The sequence below is a fragment of the Bacillus sp. 275 genome (genome assembly GCF_001999205.1).
GTDB lineage: Bacteria > Bacillota > Bacilli > Bacillales > Bacillaceae > Bacillus > Bacillus velezensis.
Window position 1 is genome coordinate 1143986 of the sequence record NZ_CP019626.1, and the last position, 17660, is coordinate 1161645.

Here is a 17660-nt window from a genome sequence, read left to right on the forward strand (position 1 = left end):
AAAGAAAAAGCGGAAACATATGAGAACGGCGGATAAACGCCATGATTGGGCAAACAGAAAATGGGGAATATCTTATAATGCGAAATATGCGGGCGACTGATTGTTAACGCCTGCTAGGAGGTCAACAATGGATACTGGCACTCACGTTGTCATGGGTATCGCGCTTGGCGGAATCGCAACTCTTGATCCTGCCGTCGGCATGCACACCCCCATGTCTCAGGCAGTTATGATCGCCGCTCTTGCCGGCTCTCAGGCACCTGATATTGATACCATATTAAAGCTGAAAAATAATGCCGTTTATATTCGAAATCATAGAGGGTTCACGCACTCCATTCCCGCCGTTTTATTTTGGTCCGTTCTGATTCCGGGTATTTTGTTTATGTTTTATCCGGAAGCGAACTTTTTGCACCTGTGGCTGTGGACGCTTCTCGCTGTCGTTTTGCATGTGTTTGTTGACATTTTTAACGCATACGGCACGCAGGCCATCCGCCCGTTTTCGCGAAAATGGATCGCTCTCGGTTTAATCAATACCTTTGATCCGTTTATTTTCGTCAGCCATTTGGCCGCGATTGCCGTGTGGTATATCGGAGGTCATCCGGGCGTGACATTTCTGATGCTTTATATCATCCTCGCAGGATATTACGCCGTCCGGTTTTTGATGCAGCTGCGGATAAAGCGAAGGCTGCGCGAAATGATTGAAGAGGAGATTGAAACCATTATTATTTCGCCGACGATGAAATTCAGGCAGTGGCGTATCGCCGTGACGACGGCGCATGCCTTTTATGTCGGCAGAAGCCTTGACGGCCATGTCGTGATATTGGATACATTCAACCGCGTGCCCGTTCCGGAAACCGATGTGATGAAGGCCGCGAAACAGGACGAAAATATTGCAGCCTTTCTTTCATTTTCCCCCGTTTACAGGTGGGAGGTCGATACCTTTAAAGATCATTATGAGGTGCGTTTTATTGATTTGCGCTACCGGAGCAAAGGCCACTATCCTTTTGTCGCCATCGTCCACCTCAGTCATGATTTAGAGTTTCTCTCTTCTTACACGGGCTGGATTTTCAGCGAGGAAAAATTGCAGAAAAAATTAAAGCTCGGCTCTGTTTAAGAGCCGGGCTTCTTTTGTCTTCTCACATATATAGCCGCAAACACGAGGCTGATCACCGATAGAGCGGCCGCGGGTTTAAAAAACGGCGGGAAATACGTTAATTGAATATCGTTTTTTCCTTTTTGCGCTTTAAATCCGATAAAGGAATAATCCGCTTTTTCAATCTGCTCTTTTCTGCCGTTTATCTTCAGCTCCCAGCCTTTTTCATAAGGAATCGGAAGCATGATATACGGCGCGCGGGTTTTGTTATCATACGAGATATGAAGCGTATTTCCGCGCCAGCTGAGATCGGCCCGCGGTTCTTTTTCCGCTTTTCGGTATGCGCTTTTCAGCGTATCGTACCGTTCTTCATAAAGCGCCAGTCTGTCAAGCTGATACGATCCTTTCGGCAGACGGATTTGGATGTTTTTTGTTTTCGGCACTCTGACAGTAAGATCGTTGACACCTGTTTTGTAAATGGATTGATTCGATTTTCTCGTTGTCGTGTAATCGTTCACTTTTAATGTAAAGCCCTGGTCCTTCGCTTTATTCTTCAAATAAAAGCTGACGTAATAATCGCCGCCGTCCATCTTAGCGGCTTGCGGCGTAATGATCAGGCCGCCGCCGTCTTCGTTTACCGTCAGGATGCCGTTATGATAATCGCCATGTTCGGCCGCTACCTCTGCATGGCGGATCATATTTTTCGCCTCAGGCGCTTTTTTCGTGTTGGTTGTGCTTGATTCCGTGACGATCCCGTCAAGCATTGCCCGTTCCCTGGCAAGGGCGGGCGCTTTTTTCAGGCCGCCCTCGTTATATACGCGATCGGCTGTCCGGACGAACGGAAGCATATATTGATTTTGATAAACCGCATAATGGGTTGATTCCATGATTTTTTTGAACCCGTACGGCACGCCGGCCTCGTTTGTTTTTTCCGTCATATAATATTTTCCGTAAAGCAGGCTGTATAAATTAGCCCTGTTTCCTAATGTCGCATAGCGGCTGACGCTTTCTCTGCCCATGTCAATCTGGAGGTCGTTCCAGTAAAAGGACAGCAGATTGCGGTTCAGTATGCTTGAGTATACGCTGAATCCGTTGAATCCGTATATGATCGGGGTGTTATTGAAAACACCGTTCATCCAATCTAAACGGGCAAACGGATCAGGGTCTTTTTCTTTCAGACGCTGAATGAGCTCTGATTGCTCTTTGCCTTTATAGTCAGCACCCGTCATAAAGGTATGCGATACCGTATAAATCTTCCCGCTTTCTGATAAAGCATATTTTTCATATGTATTAGCCGTAAGCACAGCCGTAAGCAAAATGACGGCATAGACGGCGGGCACCGCGCCTTTCAGTCTTGTCTTTGCTGCAAAGAAAGCGGCTATGCTCAGCACCAGAAGAAGGATGACGGGCAGGTTGGCGTGATCAGAAATATCCAGACTGTACCGCCTCACCTGGCTCCAATAGAGCAGAACGACGAGTACGGCGGACATCAGCATACTCTTCATGCTGATGTCTGAAAGCTTAGAAAGCCCGGCTGAAACCGTTCCGGCAATCGTGAAGCACAGGACGTATTCAAACCTGTTCTGCGGAGCTGAAAAACCGTTAAAGGCACTTGCCGCAAACGGACTGAAGTGAAACAGAATATACAGCAGACTGATTCCCGCAAACAGACGGAACAAGCGGTTTTTGTATAAAGAAAATGTAAATAGAAAAAGCAAAAAAGCCGCCGGCAGGATGATAATCCGGCTAGAAAATAAAATGTTGTCGGAAAAATCAAGCCATGCAATATGCTCTGAATACGGCGGCCGCAGATTATGAAGGTATCCGTATACGACAGGAATAAAGGAAACTGCGCTTATGCCGAACCCGAGAAGACCCGACAGAATAAATATCCTGCATTGAGTGAGCTTTTTCGCCTCATTGCCTTCAAGGAGGATCACCCACCTGAATAAGATATAAATGCCGATGAAAATCAGATTAATATACGCAAAATAAAAGTTGTTGATCAATGTCAGCGCACAGGCGAAGATAAACCACGCCGGCTTTTTTTCCCGGATGATTTTTTCCGCGCCCAACACAAGCAACGGCAGCCACACCATACTGTCAGTGAAAAAGTCCCAATATACCTCATGCCGGAAGTAGATAATCGAGACCCCGTACAACACGGCGCCCGTAAAAGCAGGCACCGTCCGTTTGACGAAATAACGGAACACACACGCCGCCGTGAATATGATCAAACTCTGCTTGGCGATGCTGATAAAAACGGAAGCCTGCGCCCAAAACAGCGCATCAGCCTCGCCCGTCAGCTGAATAAGCTGCAAAAAGCGGACAGCGGCGGAGATAAACAGGAATAGAAAAGAAGTAGAGAAATAATAGCCGAGCTGACTGTACACGCCCCCGCCCAGTCCGAACGAATAGCTGTAAAACAGCCTGCCGTTCATAAATTGATCAAACAGCAGCTTTTTGAAGACCGCCATTTGCGCGATCCCGTCTCCAGACCCCGTCATATAGCGGCCTTGCGACCACTCTTTTAAGAAAAAAATATGAGCGGCTGCCGCAGCCAGCACACAGGCTGCCGGCAAGATCCATTTATTTTTTTTCATACAACGTCCCCAGACCCTGCGCACAGCGGCGGCTGTTTAATGGTTCCACTTGCGCTTTTTTGTATAATTCGTTTCATTTTGTTCTCCGTACGTTATATTCGCTTCTTTAATTAAATAGTGCGGGCGTTTTTTTGTTTCATAGTAAATCCGGCCGATGTATTCTCCGATGATGCCGAGACTCAAAAGCTGGATGCCCCCTAAAAACAGCACGGCGGAAATAATGGTGAAGTATCCGGGTACGGACACGCCGTGTGTCAGAATATGAACAAAGGTCGTTACAATATAAACCATCGACAGAAGCAATATCAGAATACCGGTGAAAAAGCATACCCTAAGGGGCTTGTTGTTGAAGGAGACGACACCGTCCATTCCGTAGTTGAACAGATTGCTCAATGACCATTTGGACGTGCCGTTCTTCCTTTCGACATTTTCATAAAATACGATTTTCTGGTCAAACCCGATCCAGCAGAACAGCCCTTTCGAGAAACGGTTTCCTTCACTCAGCTTCAAAAGGGCATCAACGGCCTGCCGGCTCAGCAGGCGGAAATCTCCGACCCCGTCACGCAGGTCCACTTCGACGGCTTTGTTGATAAATTTATAATACAGGGAAGAAAGCACGGAACGCACGGGGCTGTCCCCTTTTCGGTTGCGCTGCGCGATGACTTGGTCATACCCTTCTTCATAACCTTGAATGAAGTCTTTCAGCAGATGGGTCGGATGCTGCAGATCAGCGTCCATCACGATTACCGCTTCGCCCTGCACGTGTTCAAATCCTGCCAAAATGGCCGCTTCTTTCCCGAAGTTGCGGGAAAAAGATATGTATTTGACGCGATGGTTTCTGGCGGCCAGTTCTTTAATCTGCTGAAGGGTGTCATCCGCGCTTCCGTCATTGATGTAGAAAATTTCATAGTCATAATGAATCGTCTGAAACTCTTTTTTTAAAGATTCATGAATGAGCTTGACGTTGTTCCCTTCATTGTAAGACGGAATAATAATTGAGATTAACCTTTGTTTCATGAAGGCACCTTCTTTGTATTATTCTTTTTTTAGGACGGCCTTAAAGGAATTGTCCGCAAAACTTCAGTAAGGCTTTTCCTTTTTTTAATGACGTTTAAACCATTTTTTTGTTACAGGGAAAGAAAATCTTTTCTGCATATGGTTTATATTTTGTCATGTTTTTCGGCAGATATGAGAAAAAAAAGAAAAAGTCTGTACGCGGGACAGACTTTATTGCTGAAGGTATTCATGAATCAAATGGCTGACGATGCGCGGTTTTTCGTGAATGACCCAATGTGAGGCATCATCTATGAAGATTAAGTCGCCGTTTGGAATCATCCGTTTTGTTTCCTTGGCGAGCTTTTTGCTCAGCGCTTGGTCATTGACGCCCCATATTAATCGGTACGGAACGGGCATTTTAAGCGGAACGGCAGGGCCTAAACCGCCGGCTCTGATCGCCCGGTACCAGTTCAGCATCGCCGAGAGCGCTCCTTTTCTGCCCCAAGCTTCTTTGTAGCTGTCGACATCTTCCCGTGAAAAAAGCGCCGGTCGTTCGGATAAGCCGATCGCGTGATCCAATACGCGGTAATTGTCTTCAGACAATCTCCGTTCCGGCTTTTCCGGCAGCTGAAAGAACGCGATATAAGAGCTTTTCTTCCACTGCGGCGGGTAGAACGGTGTGACCTTCCGCATAACCGCCGGGTGCGGGATATTGACCGTGATTAATTTTTCAACGTATTGCGGCCGCGTGGATGCCAAATGCCAGGCCACGGCTCCTCCCCAATCGTGGCCGATGACGACGGCTTTGTCATCTGTAAAATGCGTGATCAGCCCGATAATGTCGTCTCTGAGCGTATCAATGGTATAGTTTTCAATGCCCTCCGGTTTGTCACTGAGATTATAGCCGCGCTGATCAGGCACGACAACATGGTATCCGGCATCCGCCAGCGGTTTGATCTGGCTCTTCCAGCCGTACCAGAATTCCGGAAACCCGTGCAGCAGCACCGCCAAAGGACCGTCTTTCGGACCGGCTGAAGCCGTGTGCAGCGTCACTCCGTTTGTTTCGATCATGTGAAACGTAATGTCATTCATCGATTCTCCTCCCCGTTTGTTTCAATCTTCTTTCTGTTAAGACGATGATCAGTACGCTGATCGCAATCAATAATACGGCCTGAACGATCAAGGCGAACGGCTGAGTCAGCCGGATAAGCAGGCTGCCCGCAAATCCAGCTGCCGCCGATATAAGGCCGAACAAAATCATGAGAAGCGCACTGAATCGATTGCCTTCTTTCCACTGCGACTCATCCGCCATAGAGCGCTTCGTCCGATATCCGTACAGGCTGTTGATCGACTTCGGCGGAAAAAATGTGACTAAAATGCCGGCCGCAGCCATCAGAAGGCCGCCGATTACCATTATCATATCTGTCACTCTCCTTTTCATCTTTTACGAAAGGAAAGGCGAAAAGTTTCAGAAAAAAAGCAGGCTCATTCGCCTGCCCGAATCTTTATTTTTGAGTTAAGTCGGCCGTTTTCACATAACCTGCTTTCCCGCCGTATGTGACGTACGCCCATTTACGGTCAAATCCTCCGTCATGGCTGAACCCCCAGCCGAGCACATTGACGGTTTCACCCGCTTTAACGGACCCTTTTTTGCCGGTTTCCAAAGTCGGCGTATAAAAAGCGGTTTGTTTCGCCGTCACCGCCTTCACCGGCTGCTTCATCAGAAAATGTGTGGAGATATAGGCTTTGTGACCTTTGTAGTCAATCTCAGCCCAATCTGCTCCTTGAAGCCGTTTAACCTTTACGGAATCCTCTGAACGAAGCGTGCCGATAATCGACCCTTGTTTATTTGGTTCTTTGCGGACGTTAAGTTCTCCTGCTTTCACGATATATGTATCTGCTGCGGTGTCTATTTTTGTCTGGTGAACTGCTGCGGCATTCGCTGCCGGATCGAAAAAAACGGTGCCTGCGGCTAAAAATAAGCAAAGTCCTGCGGCCGGAATAAATGCGGTTAACCCCTTTTTCATGTTCATTGTGGTTCCTCCCCGCTATTTTATAAGTTATTACACATTTCCACATTCCGCCGGTCGCCAAACATGATTTTTCCTATTTCTTTTATAAAAAGAAAAAACCGCCGGACGATATCCGGCGGGTGCACTGCTATGTTAATGCAGGAGACCCCTGCTTTGATCCAAATAATGAGAAACGTCTTCCCGAACGCTCTGGAACATATGGAGCTTACTGCCGTATGATTCGATCCATTCCTTGACGACGCGTTCCGTCATTTGCTCTCCTTGATACGGGCGGCCGGCTTTTGCGTAAGTCGCTTCGAAATCTCCCCATAAAAGCTCAACCCAAGTTCGCGCTTGCAAATAGCTGAGCATGTCATTTTTCTCAAGCAGCAAATTCGTCAGTTTGTCGATATATGTATTCATGTCTCTGTCTCCTTTCCTTGGGAAAACCTGCTGCTTTTACGCAGCTTGTCACAGGCATATACTAACTTTACGTCTTCAGTCCAGAAGGCGCAACCTTTTGATATTGGCCGAGGGGGAAAACAAATGGTCCGGAACAAGGCAAAAGGATTTCCTAATCAGAACAATAATAAGTTTGAAGGCGAACCGCGGGCAAAGGATGACTACGCTTCTAAACGGGCGGACGGTTCAATTAATTCGCACCCGCAAGAACGCATGAGAGCTTCAGGCAGACGATAACACACACACCGTAAGAGACCGGGAATGACCCGGTCTTTTTTTTGCGGAAAAAAACATCCTTTTGCGGTCATAACGCTAAATAAATTCCATAATATGTTAAATGTTAAACCGAAAGCCGGTAGACAAAAAAGGAGGGGTTTTATAAAATGAAGACAGTTTCAAAACGATTGCTGAGCCTTACCGCATTCTTACTGTCAGTTTCATTATTTGCTGTTTCAGCTGAAGCAGCGGGCAGCCCGCAGACATCTGTATCAAACAGCGGTGAGGAGTTTGACGCACATCAGAATCAGCCTGTACAAACAACACAGACATCCCCCGCTTATGAAGGAACGGGCCTCACCAAAAGACAGCTTGCACAAAACAGCAAATCTGACATCAAGTCATTAAAGCCTTCCAGTATTATTGGGACAGACGAACGAATCAGAATTTCTCCTACAACATCATTTCCATATCGAGCGACAGCACAGCTGACCGTTACATACAGCGGCAGCACAAGCACCTACGGATGCACCGGTTTTTTTGTCAATGCCGACACGATCGTTACGGCGGGACATTGCGTGTATGACCAGAAAAACGGCTGGGCATCGAAAATTACGGCAGCTCCCGGCCGCAACGGATCATCGTACCCGTACGGCTCTTATTCAGGCAAGACATTCTACAGTGTCAAAGGGTGGACAGAAAACGGTGACACAAACTATGACTACGGGGCAATCAAAGTAAACGGGTCGCCCGGGAATACTGTCGGCTGGTACGGCTACCGGACGACCAACAGTTCCAGTCCGGCCGGGCTTTCCTCAACCGTGACAGGATATCCGTGCGACAAAGTGTCCGGTTCCATGTGGTCGGACAGCAAGCCGATTCGTTCTGCCGAGACATATAAACTCACTTATACGACAGATACGTTCGGCTGCCAGAGCGGATCGCCCGTTTACCGCAATTACAGCGACACCGGCCAGACCGCCATTGCGATTCATACAAACGGCGGGTCGTCTTACAATCTGGGAACAAGGGTGACAAACAGTGTATTCGACAACATTCAATATTGGTCAAATCAATAAAGCTTTTGTTTTCTTTCTCGCCGCGGCCGTTTTATGCGGATGCGGCAAAGCGGATGATTCCGCCGCCAAAAAAGTATTGCCCGTTACGCTCCATGTTGAGGATGCAGACGGTTCACCGGCGGCCGGTGTGACGGTCACCGTGATGAAAGCGGCGGAGTCAGATCATCAGCCGAATATAGACCGCGGAGAGATAATAGGCAAGACTGATCACCATGGCGAGATTGCATGGAAAAGCGGCGCGAAAGGAACCTATGCCGTCGTTTTTGAAAAAGACGGAGTACCGGAAAACCGGAATATTTCCTTAGCTGAGAATGATAAACATACGGTGATCAGCATTACATTGAAACACTGAAAAAAGCTTGCAGGCGGAATATCCCCTGCAAGCTTTTTGTTATCCTTTATGCACTTGGTATTCATAGATATCTTTCTTCTCAGACAGATGAGCGAACGTGGAAAGCACAAGGCCGAGAGCCGTCATCAGCGCACCGCCGGCAAACAGCCATGAGTAAGATCCCGTTCCCCCGAGAATCAATCCGCCGATCCAGGCGCCGAGCGCGTTTGCCAGGTTAAAGGCGGAAACGCTCACAGCAGCGGCGATTGTCGTGCCGTTTTCTGAGGAAGAAATAACCTTGGTCTGCAAAAGCGGCGGCGTGCCGAACGCACATGCGCCGAACAAAAATGTCGCTGAAACGGCGGCGGCGGGAAAAACAGCGATATAAGGGAAAATTGCCAAGACGCCGATCAAGCCGATCATCACACCGATCATCGTGCGTGTCAGCAGTTTGAGCGGCACTTTCCCCGCGAAGAAATTCCCCGACACTCCGCCGAGACCGTAGGCAAATAATGCGCCTGTAATGCCGACTGTGCCGAACCCCGCTGAATCTCTTAAAATCGGCTCAATAAACGTGTAAGCGATAAATACGCCTGAGTAGCCGAGAATGGTGATCGCAAAGGAAAAAATCACTTGCTTATGCTTAAAGACACTCCATTCATTCATCAGCATCGGAATCACTTTCGGTTTCCGGTTCGGTACGACCAGCATCAGTCCGATCAGCCCGATCATGCCTAAAACGGAAATAATGAAAAAGACGGCCCGCCAGTTAAGGGCATCTCCTAAATAAGAGCCGAACGGGACACCGAGCATCAGCGCCACGGTTAATCCGCCGTTCATGGAAGCCGCGGCGGCGGAACGTTTTTCAGGCGGCACCATTTCACTCGCAAACACCATGGCGATCGCAAAAAAAGCTCCGTGGATGGATGCGGATAAAATTCTGGAAATCGCCAGCACGGCGAAGTTTGGCGCAAAGACGCTCATCAGGTTGGCAAGGACGAAGATGCCCATCAACCCTAGCAGCACCGGCTTTCTCGGCAGCTTAACCGCGATAATGGTTACGATCGGGCCCGTCAGGCAGACGCTTGCCGCGTACGCCGTAACAAGCATGCCCGCTGAAGATACATGTATATGAAAGTCATCGGCAATCGACGTCAGAATACCCATGACAGCATATTCCGTATACCCGATGGAAAATGTGCAAATCATTAAAACAAAAATCATTAATTTCACTGATGGCTGTTTCATTTTGATATTCAACGCAAATCGCCTCCTTTTTATTAAAAAAACAACGAATTCCATCTTAAAAGATATCAAAAATGAATTCAATCATTTTTTACTGAAAGGTTGAAACGAATGTGCCCGAAAAGAAAAAGAGGCCGGAACCGGCCTCTTTTGTTATTTTTTTTCTTTTAAAACGGAAATCGGCAGTGCTTCTTCCCCGTCAGACGGGGAAGATCTGTGTCCCCAGGCGAATACGCCGTTGATGTAATCAATGCGGAAAGTGTCATTAGAACCTTCTATCTGATACACCCCGCCGGGCCGAAAGTCTTCCGGGTTCAGCATGTAAGCTTTGGCCATCGTAATTTTCCGTTCAAGCACGGCAAGTTCATTTACAATGCCCATCTGTTCCGCTTTTCGCGCTTTTTCCGTCAGTCCTGCAATTTCTGTCTGTAGTTCATGAGGCGTCATTTGACTGTATCGTTTGTCCATTTCAGTTTACTCCTCTTCCTGCAAGAATTGATCAATATCGTCAATCGAGAATCCTTTTCTGAATAAGTACTGTTTAACCTTCATTCCGCTTTCATAGCTGCCGTCATAGCGGTATTTCCTGATCGCTTTTTCCGCATGAGCCTTCAGAGCTTCCATCTCGGCTTCATCATCATTTTCATACTCCGTCTGTTCCAGAGCGGCATTGATGACGTCGAAAGGGAAACCTTTTCGCTGAAGCTGCATCTGCGCCCGCTGTTTGATCTCTTTTGTGGACAGCTTTTTGTCCTTTTTCAGGATTTTGCCGATATGTTTCAGCGCTTCTTGTATCTGCTCATCAAATGTAAACGCACTGAGCGTCTCCTTGATGGTATCGTCGTCTATTCCTTTCGCTTTCAGCTCGCGGAACAGGACGTCAGGGCCTTTGCCGTTTGTTTTTTTGTGGGTGCTCGCATAGGCTTCGGCAAATTCTTTGTCATTTAAGTAGCTGTAATCGTACAGTTTATGGATGACTTCAGAAATGACCATGTCCGGTGTTTCTTTTTTCTTCAGATGATCCCGGACTTCTTTTTCAGAGCGCATCCGGTATGATAAAAATTCTACGGCGCGGTTAAAGGCTTTTTTCACGTCATCGCCGTACTGGATTTCAAGAATGTCAAGCTCGTCCAGTTCTTTCCCTTTTTTCAGGTCAAAACGCACAAGCACGTCGGCGTCGACGCTGAATGCATATTTCTCATCAAGAAAGATGTTGAAGCGCTCGGTATTTTTCTTTTGGGTCGATATTTTTGTAATAAACGGCATCCCGGTCTCCTTTCCCGCCCCGATGTTCAGGCGTTTTTCTTTTTGGCAAATGAGGTACAGTATATGTATCAACGTGTAAGGAGAGATGGATATGAATATCGCGATGACAGGCGGCACTGGTTTTCTGGGCCGGCATCTGACAGGTGTGTTTACCCGCCGGGGACATCATGTCTATATTTTATCAAGAAAACAGAGAGAAACCGAACAAAAAAATGTGACATATGTTCAATGGCTGGCCGAAAACGCGGCGCCTGAGCGCGAGCTTCCCCCTATTGATGTATGGGTGAACCTCGCCGGCAAATCCATCTTTGACCGCTGGACGGACACAACGAAGGAACAAATCATCTCAAGCAGAATAGAAGCGACGAGAGAAGTCAGACGGATTATAAAGCAGCAGCCGAAAAAACCCCGGGCTTTGATTCAGGCCAGCGCCGTCGGCATTTACGGCACAAGCACAGAAAAAACGTTCACCGAACAGTCAGATACGTCAAATGAAGATTTTCTCAGTCATACGGCTCATATGTGGGAACGTGAAGGCCAGAAAATTGAAGCGCTCGGCATCCGGACGGTATATGCCAGATTCGGGGTGATGCTCGGTGAAAAAGGCGCCCTGCCGCTCATGGTTCTCCCTTATAAACTGTTAGCCGGCGGCACCATCGGCTCTGGACGGCAATGGCTGTCATGGGTTCATGTGGATGACGCCGCGGAACTCATCGCTTATGCGGCGGAGCATGATGACTTGTCCGGTCCCATGAATGTGACATCGCCGAACCCCGTGGAAATGAAGCGATTCGGAAAAATGATCGCAAGCGTCCTGCACCGCCCCCATTGGATTCCCGTACCGGAATTTTTTCTGGAGAAGGCCTTGGGAGAAATGAGCCTGCTGATCGTAAAAGGCCAGCGCGCCCTGCCTAAGCAGGCGCTGACATCCGGTTTTCAATTTACGTATGAAGAACTTGATTCCGCTTTAAAGGATCTCTTATCTGCATAAAAACGGAAATAAAAGCCAATCCTATTGGTATTCTGTTTTGAAGGAGGGTCTTCTTTTGGAAAAGAAGCGCGAAAAACATCAGCAGGGAGCCAATCTGAAAAAAATGCAGGAAGTCCTTTATTCCGGTGAATTCAAAAAAGCGGAAAGAGCAGCCAAACGGAAATAAACTGAATAAAGATCGGGATTGGGCAGATACTATGTTTGTTTGATATCACTTTTTTCAGGGGGCGATTGATATGGGCAGAAATCATACTCACAAAAACCGTGATAAAAACAAACAAAAACTTCCTCAAGTTCCGGATGCTTTGAAACGCGAAACAGACGGCACATATGAGGAATATTCAAGCGAGCTTGCTGATTCCGCTGACCGTGAAGCGCAGGCGCGGATGAAAGCCGCTGACAACAGAGCTAAAAGCAAAACCCGCTAATACGAAATCCCCGCCTCTGTATAGAGACGGGGATTTTTTTACAGTTCGGTAAACAGGCTTTTTGCAGGCGTCCGTTCTTTCGCCTTAGGCTGTTCATCCGGATAGCCCGTTTGAATGATGGCGGCAAAGCGCTCATTGTCAGCAAGGCCGAAGTCTTGGTGCACCTGTTTGTCATACATAATGCGGCCGCTTTTCCAGACCATGCCGATGCCGTTTTCATGTGCGAGAAGCTGAAGGTTTTGAATCATGCCGCTCAGCGCCGCGAAATCATCGTTTCTCGTAAATTCATTTTCATCTTCTTTTAAGACGACCAGCAAAAATCCCGGAACGGCGCTGAGATTTTTTCTCATGTTCCGCTCTTTTTCCTCGTTGAAATCATCTTTTATCTTTTTGAAAAATGAGACGTAGCTGTCCGCAAGCTTTGCTTTTCCCGCTTCGCTTGCTGCGTAGATAAAACGCCATGGCTCCGTCAGCCTGTGGTTCGGTGCGTAAACGGCCGTTTCAAGCATATCTAATATGACTTCAGAAGGTACGGTTTCCGGTTTAAACGACCGGATGGATCTTCTGTTTCTGATTGTATGTGCAAGACTTTCGTTTTGCTGTAATTGTTCGGTTTTCGGCATGCCGATTCACCTTCCTATCCAAATGAAAATGATTATCATTTATAATATAACGGATACGACCGGCTTTTGTAAACCGTTACGGAAGCTGAAAATTGATTGTTTCGGCATACACGGCCGTTCCCGTCATCTTGATGTTCATCTCTCCGTTTTCCTCCGTGATCCTGATTTCCACTTTTCCGTCTTTCCCGATTTCCTGGCCTTGTTCAATCGTGAGGCATTCGGCTTCAGAGCCTCCGTATTGCCGCATATAGGCTGCCATGACGCCTGAAGCGGTTCCCGTGACGGGATCTTCGGTCGTTCCGGAGAAAGGGGAAGAAAAATGGCGTCCGTGCAGATCACTTTCCGGATGAACGGTTTCCAGAGAAAACGGATGAACGCTCGCTTTCGGAAGATCGCGCAAAATAGCGGGGAATTGTGCGTTGTCCGGCACCATATTCCGTGATGCTTTAAGTGATCTCAGCGGAACAATCAGTGTCCAGATCCCCGTTGATCCGTAAACAATCGGCAGCCCGCTGTGAAAATCCTCAGCCGTAATCCCGAGCGAGGCCGCAAGCTTTTCTTTGTCGCCCGTAAACGGCAGAAATTGCGGGGGAGCCTGATCGAGTGTGATGTATACCCGGCCGTTTCGTTCAGCGGCTTTTGCGGGAAGAATGCCGGCTTTTGTTTCAATTTGATATATCTGATCAGCCTGAAGCCTTCCCTTTTCAATTAATGCGTAAAGAGAGGCGACGGTAGCATGTCCGCATAAATTCATTTCGTGGCCGGGTGTAAAATAGCGGATGCGCAGATCGGCTTCCCCGCTTTTACAGAGAAATGAGGTTTCATTGTACCCTGCCATTTCGGCGATCATCTGCATCTCTTCATCTGAATAATCATCTCCGTTAAAGACGATTCCCGCGGGATTTCCCAAATCCGGAATATCGGAAAACGCTTCATATTTAAACACGGTTGCCTGTTTCATTCATCAGCCATCCTTTCACCTTATGATCATGTTATTCAGTATAACAGAGTGAAATTAGAATTTTTAGTCAATTATTCAAAAAAAAAGACGCCTTTTAACGGCGTCTTTTTTTGGTTTTTCCGATCAGGCGGGTGACGAGGATCATCGTGACGGACAGCGATCTGTTTTTGCGGTATGCCAAGTATTTCCCGCGCCACTCCGGTTTGTATTTTTCTTTAAAGGCCCGCAGCCCGCTGAAGCTGTACATATACCGGACGTTGTTGAAGATGACGGCCGCGGCTCTTTCCGACCAGAAAGATGTAAAAGCCGTACCTACGTTTGACAAAGGCGCCATGCCCATATTGAAGGTGGTATAGCCTTTTTCCTGCGCCCAGAGAAACAGACGGATGAAAAGCGCGTCCATAATACCGTTCGGCGCGCTTTTCCGATAACGCATCAAGTCGACGGATATCTCGCCTTCCTGATACATCGGCATCAGGTTGGCAAAAGCGATGATCTCCCCTTCCTCGTCTTTCACGTAAGCAATCGGCGCCTGTTCCAAATAATCCCGGTCGAAGAAACCGAGAGAAAAACCTTTCTCTTTTTTCGGTCCGAGCCATTCGTCCGAAATGTCTTTCAGTTTGGCGATAAACTCGGAGGAAAACGGCGGTTCCCCGACATGAAATGTGTAGCCTTCGCGGTCAAATTTGTTGTTAATCGCCCGCAGCCCCGCTTTTTTCTTACCTGAGAGCGTAAAGGCCTCCATATCCACGAACGCTTCTTCTCCAAGCTTGAAGAAGTTATAGCCGAAGTCATGGTACAGCGCCAGATCTTCACGTTCGATCTGATAAAACATGACACTCAGCCCCTGCTTATGCGCTTCATTCAGAAATTCCTCAATCACAAGCGGAAAAGAGTCTCTCTGTCCTGACGGATCACCGAGCACGACAAGCCTTCTGGAAATCTGGCTGAACAATAAAAGCGCTTTGCCGTCGCTTGAGAAATAAAACCGCTTATCCCCGAGAAAGCCGAGATGGCTGAGCGCATTTCCGCCTTCTTCCGCCAAAAAGGACTTCAGCCGTTCAGGATCGGCCTCTTCTCCGATCGGCTTCGATCTTTTATGATAAAAGAACGTAAACAAAAGGAAAAACAGCGGCACAACAATAATGGCCGTCATCGTGGCATATGTAATGTGCGAATTGTTATGGACGAAATAGTCGTGGCGCAAGAGCCGATTCATTTTATCCCAAATAAAGCCGGCAATGAGATTGTAGTTAAACAAGGCGATAATAAACAGAGCGGCCGCAAAAATCATCTGGCCGAGCGTATACGAAGCCTGCTCTCTGATAAACTGCCGCTTTAACAGCACAAGCAATACGATGACGACAGGCAGAATAAAGATCGCGCTGATGTTCAATCCTTTTAAGAAACTGAACACAAAACCGCCGACCAGCGCGGCAACCGCCATTGAATAAGAACGTTTCGTCCGTTTGTATAATTCAATCGGCAGGATTAAAAGAATCAAAGCCGCGCTTAACGATAACGCGTTAAACGCAAGGAGCGCCGGGCGCGGAATATGCGGGATGACCGTCTCCCTGTCAATCGGCAGGGCGACGGACGCCAGCACGACGACTCCCGCCATGAAAACCAAAAGCGACAGCGAACCGTAAAGTACCCTGATTAAGATAGCGCGCTGGAATACGAGAAGCACGTTCGTCGTTTCCACAGCAGGCGCCATCTTCGGATTTGATTCCAGCCGTTTAAGCGTATTTTCCGTTAAATCGCCAGCCGCAAAGAACAGCCCGAACACAAACGGAATAAATGAATACACAATCCGGTAGATGACGATGGATGTCACAACCGCCTCCTGCGGAAAGCCCATATTCTGCATGCCGAGCAGAAACAGAAGGTCAAACGAACCGAATCCTCCCGGCACAAGACTGATGATTCCCCCGATAGCGGCAATGGCAAATACACCGAATACATGGCGGACATCCGCGTGAATTCCCATGACATACAGGGAATAATACATGACGACAGCCGCCGCAAACCATTCGGCAAACGATGCCCCGATGTAAGAAAAAACCGGATGCCTCGGTTTTGCTTCACCGTCTTCTGCGCCAGCTTTTTTATTGTTGATCCCAGCGGCGATTAAGGCTGCCGGCACAATAAGCGCCACTCCGGCGATAACAGCCCACAGCCACGGTTTCTCACCTGTAATCTCTCCAACCGGCAGAACCCGGGCGATGGTCAGGATACTGAAGACGGACAGCCCGAGCAGCGCTGAGGACGTAAGCCAGGCGATGCCTGCGACGAGGCGTTTTACGTCATTCGTATGTTCTTTGTAAAGCATCGTCCGCAGCCCGACGCCCGCCAGACCGCCGAATCCAAGGACATTGTTAAAGGAATTGGCGATAAAAGAGACCCTGAATACTTTCCAATTCGGAATGTTGAGGCGAAGCGTCCGTTTCAGCACAAAGTCATAAAAGGACATCGCGCTGACGGCAAGAAGGCCGAGCAGAACGAGAATAAATAAATCGTAACGCTCAATCCCGTTAATAATGTACAGCGTTCGTTTAAAAGAAAGGTCTGTCAATTCCTTTTTGGACTGATAAATGACTAAAAGCAAAACTGCAATAGGAAATAATACTTTTAATATCGATAAGGCATTCTTTTTAGTCAGCAATGTTCTCTCCAATCATCATAAAATAGCTTATTTATTATAATTCCCCCAATAATCTCCAACATATTATACACTACCACCTCACATTCAAACAAAACTCGTCTGCAACTTTCTTTCTCTGATTAAAATCAGTAATATGGTATGCAGGAGTATAAATGAGGAAGTGAGACGATGGATTATAATCTGCATGATACAACAGTATTAAGCGGCGATATTTTTTCTCCTGAGGAACGGGATATTTGGGTGCTGTACATGAAAGTGATGACATCGGCGGGGCTCGGCGATGTGTCGGAGTGGATGAAGCTTGATATGAGCATGCCGCAAATGAAAGTGCTGATGCTTCTGAACAACCACGGGACGCTTAAGGTGAGTGACATAGCGGAGAAAATGGGCGCTTCCCTTTCAAATACGACGGGGCTGCTTGACCGTTTAGAAAAATCATGTTTCATTACACGCGCTCCGTCAGAAGAAGACCGCCGTTCAGTCGTCGTTCAATTAACGGAAAACGCGAAAGATATTTTCCGCAGCCTTTATCAAAAAGGACATGTAAAATTGAAGCGTTCATTGGAAACACTGACCGCTGAAGAAAAACAAACGGTCAATCAAGGGCTTGCCATTTTGGCAAGAGCGCTTGATTCTTCCAAACAGGGATAGAGGTGAAAAAGGCCTGCCGGTATCGGCGGCCTTTTTTTGTT

Annotated in this window: 20 protein-coding genes; 8 read left to right on the forward strand and 12 right to left on the reverse strand. The window is 47.7% G+C overall.

All coding sequences use genetic code 11. The features are described from left to right. Positions 1-127 precede the first annotated feature (127 nt). On the forward strand, positions 128-1111 hold the full coding sequence (locus tag BZ167_RS05300) for a metal-dependent hydrolase (protein ID WP_031378907.1): 984 nt from the start codon (positions 128-130) through the stop codon (positions 1109-1111). On the opposite strand, the gene BZ167_RS05305 is transcribed toward BZ167_RS05300, so the two are convergent. From BZ167_RS05305 to BZ167_RS05330, 6 genes are all read right to left on the reverse strand, one after another. Next, positions 1108-3693, reverse strand: a complete 2586-nt coding sequence (locus BZ167_RS05305) for a YfhO family protein (RefSeq protein WP_064107417.1) — start codon at positions 3691-3693, stop codon at positions 1108-1110. The two genes, BZ167_RS05300 and BZ167_RS05305, sit on opposite strands and share 4 nt — an antisense overlap. Positions 3694-3729: 36 nt before the next feature. Beyond that, the gene (locus tag BZ167_RS05310) at positions 3730-4710 is read right to left on the reverse strand and encodes a glycosyltransferase family 2 protein (protein WP_077391958.1); all 981 of its coding nucleotides are present in this window, start codon (positions 4708-4710) and stop codon (positions 3730-3732) included. 210 nt (positions 4711-4920) lie between these two features. Then, complete coding sequence (locus BZ167_RS05315) at positions 4921-5781, reverse strand: alpha/beta fold hydrolase (protein ID WP_077391959.1); 861 nt, start codon at positions 5779-5781, stop codon at positions 4921-4923. Next, the gene (locus tag BZ167_RS05320; RefSeq protein WP_007408558.1) at positions 5774-6109 is read right to left on the reverse strand and encodes an SdpI family protein; all 336 of its coding nucleotides are present in this window, start codon (positions 6107-6109) and stop codon (positions 5774-5776) included. The genes BZ167_RS05315 and BZ167_RS05320 overlap by 8 nt, the downstream gene beginning before the upstream one ends. Positions 6110-6194: 85 nt before the next feature. Continuing rightward, complete coding sequence (locus tag BZ167_RS05325; protein ID WP_015417063.1) at positions 6195-6722, reverse strand: SH3 domain-containing protein; 528 nt, start codon at positions 6720-6722, stop codon at positions 6195-6197. A gap of 132 nt (positions 6723-6854) precedes the next feature. Next, positions 6855-7124, reverse strand: a complete 270-nt coding sequence (locus BZ167_RS05330; protein WP_003155492.1) for a YfhJ family protein — start codon at positions 7122-7124, stop codon at positions 6855-6857. A gap of 123 nt (positions 7125-7247) precedes the next feature. Here BZ167_RS05330 and BZ167_RS05335 point away from each other — a divergent pair, with 123 nt between their 5' ends. From BZ167_RS05335 to BZ167_RS05345, 3 genes are all read left to right on the forward strand, one after another. Further along, complete coding sequence (locus tag BZ167_RS05335; protein WP_003155495.1) at positions 7248-7400, forward strand: small, acid-soluble spore protein K; 153 nt, start codon at positions 7248-7250, stop codon at positions 7398-7400. 146 nt (positions 7401-7546) lie between these two features. After that, the gene (locus tag BZ167_RS05340; RefSeq protein WP_015417062.1) at positions 7547-8458 is read left to right on the forward strand and encodes a trypsin-like serine peptidase; all 912 of its coding nucleotides are present in this window, start codon (positions 7547-7549) and stop codon (positions 8456-8458) included. Continuing rightward, the gene (locus BZ167_RS05345; protein ID WP_077391960.1) at positions 8421-8810 is read left to right on the forward strand and encodes a DUF2606 family protein; all 390 of its coding nucleotides are present in this window, start codon (positions 8421-8423) and stop codon (positions 8808-8810) included. Before BZ167_RS05340 ends, BZ167_RS05345 begins: the two co-directional genes overlap by 38 nt. Positions 8811-8849: 39 nt before the next feature. Here the strand turns inward: BZ167_RS05345 and BZ167_RS05350 are convergent, their stop codons facing one another. The 3 genes from BZ167_RS05350 to recX form a co-directional block, all read right to left on the reverse strand. Beyond that, positions 8850-10043 carry an MFS transporter gene (locus BZ167_RS05350; RefSeq protein ID WP_095352312.1) on the reverse strand — a complete coding sequence of 398 codons (1194 nt, stop codon included), beginning with the start codon at positions 10041-10043 and terminating at the stop codon, positions 8850-8852. Between the two features lie 144 nt (positions 10044-10187). Next, a complete protein-coding gene (locus tag BZ167_RS05355) occupies positions 10188-10502 on the reverse strand; it encodes a YfhH family protein (RefSeq protein ID WP_077391961.1) in 315 nt (104 codons plus the stop codon). A 6-nt stretch (positions 10503-10508) separates the two neighbouring features. After that, complete coding sequence (gene recX / locus BZ167_RS05360; RefSeq protein WP_077391962.1) at positions 10509-11300, reverse strand: recombination regulator RecX; 792 nt, start codon at positions 11298-11300, stop codon at positions 10509-10511. Between the two features lie 91 nt (positions 11301-11391). Here recX and BZ167_RS05365 point away from each other — a divergent pair, with 91 nt between their 5' ends. From BZ167_RS05365 to BZ167_RS05375, 3 genes are all read left to right on the forward strand, one after another. Further along, positions 11392-12291 carry a TIGR01777 family oxidoreductase gene (locus tag BZ167_RS05365; protein ID WP_077391963.1) on the forward strand — a complete coding sequence of 300 codons (900 nt, stop codon included), beginning with the start codon at positions 11392-11394 and terminating at the stop codon, positions 12289-12291. Between the two features lie 55 nt (positions 12292-12346). Continuing rightward, complete coding sequence (locus BZ167_RS05370; RefSeq protein ID WP_003155504.1) at positions 12347-12457, forward strand: YfhE family protein; 111 nt, start codon at positions 12347-12349, stop codon at positions 12455-12457. A 70-nt stretch (positions 12458-12527) separates the two neighbouring features. After that, positions 12528-12719: a YfhD family protein gene (locus BZ167_RS05375; RefSeq protein WP_003155508.1), complete on the forward strand. Its 192-nt coding sequence runs from the start codon at positions 12528-12530 to the stop codon at positions 12717-12719. Between the two features lie 38 nt (positions 12720-12757). Here the strand turns inward: BZ167_RS05375 and BZ167_RS05380 are convergent, their stop codons facing one another. The 3 genes from BZ167_RS05380 to mprF all read right to left on the reverse strand — a co-directional run bounded on the left by BZ167_RS05380 (position 12758) and on the right by mprF (position 16968). Continuing rightward, a complete protein-coding gene (locus BZ167_RS05380; protein ID WP_007408549.1) occupies positions 12758-13342 on the reverse strand; it encodes a nitroreductase family protein in 585 nt (194 codons plus the stop codon). 76 nt (positions 13343-13418) lie between these two features. After that, on the reverse strand, positions 13419-14303 hold the full coding sequence (locus BZ167_RS05385; protein ID WP_015417057.1) for a PhzF family phenazine biosynthesis isomerase: 885 nt from the start codon (positions 14301-14303) through the stop codon (positions 13419-13421). 94 nt (positions 14304-14397) lie between these two features. Beyond that, positions 14398-16968 carry a bifunctional lysylphosphatidylglycerol flippase/synthetase MprF gene (gene mprF / locus BZ167_RS05390; RefSeq protein ID WP_031378901.1) on the reverse strand — a complete coding sequence of 857 codons (2571 nt, stop codon included), beginning with the start codon at positions 16966-16968 and terminating at the stop codon, positions 14398-14400. A 168-nt stretch (positions 16969-17136) separates the two neighbouring features. On the opposite strand from mprF, the gene BZ167_RS05395 reads away from it, so the two are divergent. Next, positions 17137-17619 (forward strand): MarR family transcriptional regulator, encoded by a 483-nt coding sequence (locus tag BZ167_RS05395; RefSeq protein ID WP_012117110.1) that lies wholly within the window; start codon positions 17137-17139, stop codon positions 17617-17619. The last annotated feature ends 41 nt before the right edge of the window (positions 17620-17660 follow it).

Bases quoted from the DNA above. Each gene is read 5' to 3' on its own strand.
- BZ167_RS05330 (WP_003155492.1), bottom strand. From the start codon at position 7,124: ATGAATACATATATCGACAAACTGACGAATTTGCTGCTTGAGAAAAAT.
- BZ167_RS05310 (WP_077391958.1), bottom strand. From the start codon at position 4,710: ATGAAACAAAGGTTAATCTCAATTATTATTCCGTCTTACAATGAAGGG.
- BZ167_RS05300 (WP_031378907.1), top strand. From the start codon at position 128: ATGGATACTGGCACTCACGTTGTCATGGGTATCGCGCTTGGCGGAATC.
- BZ167_RS05395 (WP_012117110.1), top strand. From the start codon at position 17,137: ATGGATTATAATCTGCATGATACAACAGTATTAAGCGGCGATATTTTT.
- BZ167_RS05375 (WP_003155508.1), top strand. From the start codon at position 12,528: ATGGGCAGAAATCATACTCACAAAAACCGTGATAAAAACAAACAAAAA.
- BZ167_RS05365 (WP_077391963.1), top strand. From the start codon at position 11,392: ATGAATATCGCGATGACAGGCGGCACTGGTTTTCTGGGCCGGCATCTG.
- BZ167_RS05385 (WP_015417057.1), bottom strand. From the start codon at position 14,303: ATGAAACAGGCAACCGTGTTTAAATATGAAGCGTTTTCCGATATTCCG.
- BZ167_RS05315 (WP_077391959.1), bottom strand. From the start codon at position 5,781: ATGAATGACATTACGTTTCACATGATCGAAACAAACGGAGTGACGCTG.
- BZ167_RS05325 (WP_015417063.1), bottom strand. From the start codon at position 6,722: ATGAACATGAAAAAGGGGTTAACCGCATTTATTCCGGCCGCAGGACTT.
- BZ167_RS05340 (WP_015417062.1), top strand. From the start codon at position 7,547: ATGAAGACAGTTTCAAAACGATTGCTGAGCCTTACCGCATTCTTACTG.
- BZ167_RS05380 (WP_007408549.1), bottom strand. From the start codon at position 13,342: ATGCCGAAAACCGAACAATTACAGCAAAACGAAAGTCTTGCACATACA.
- recX (WP_077391962.1), bottom strand. From the start codon at position 11,300: ATGCCGTTTATTACAAAAATATCGACCCAAAAGAAAAATACCGAGCGC.
- BZ167_RS05335 (WP_003155495.1), top strand. From the start codon at position 7,248: ATGGTCCGGAACAAGGCAAAAGGATTTCCTAATCAGAACAATAATAAG.
- BZ167_RS05355 (WP_077391961.1), bottom strand. From the start codon at position 10,502: ATGGACAAACGATACAGTCAAATGACGCCTCATGAACTACAGACAGAA.
- BZ167_RS05305 (WP_064107417.1), bottom strand. From the start codon at position 3,693: ATGAAAAAAAATAAATGGATCTTGCCGGCAGCCTGTGTGCTGGCTGCG.
- BZ167_RS05320 (WP_007408558.1), bottom strand. From the start codon at position 6,109: ATGATAATGGTAATCGGCGGCCTTCTGATGGCTGCGGCCGGCATTTTA.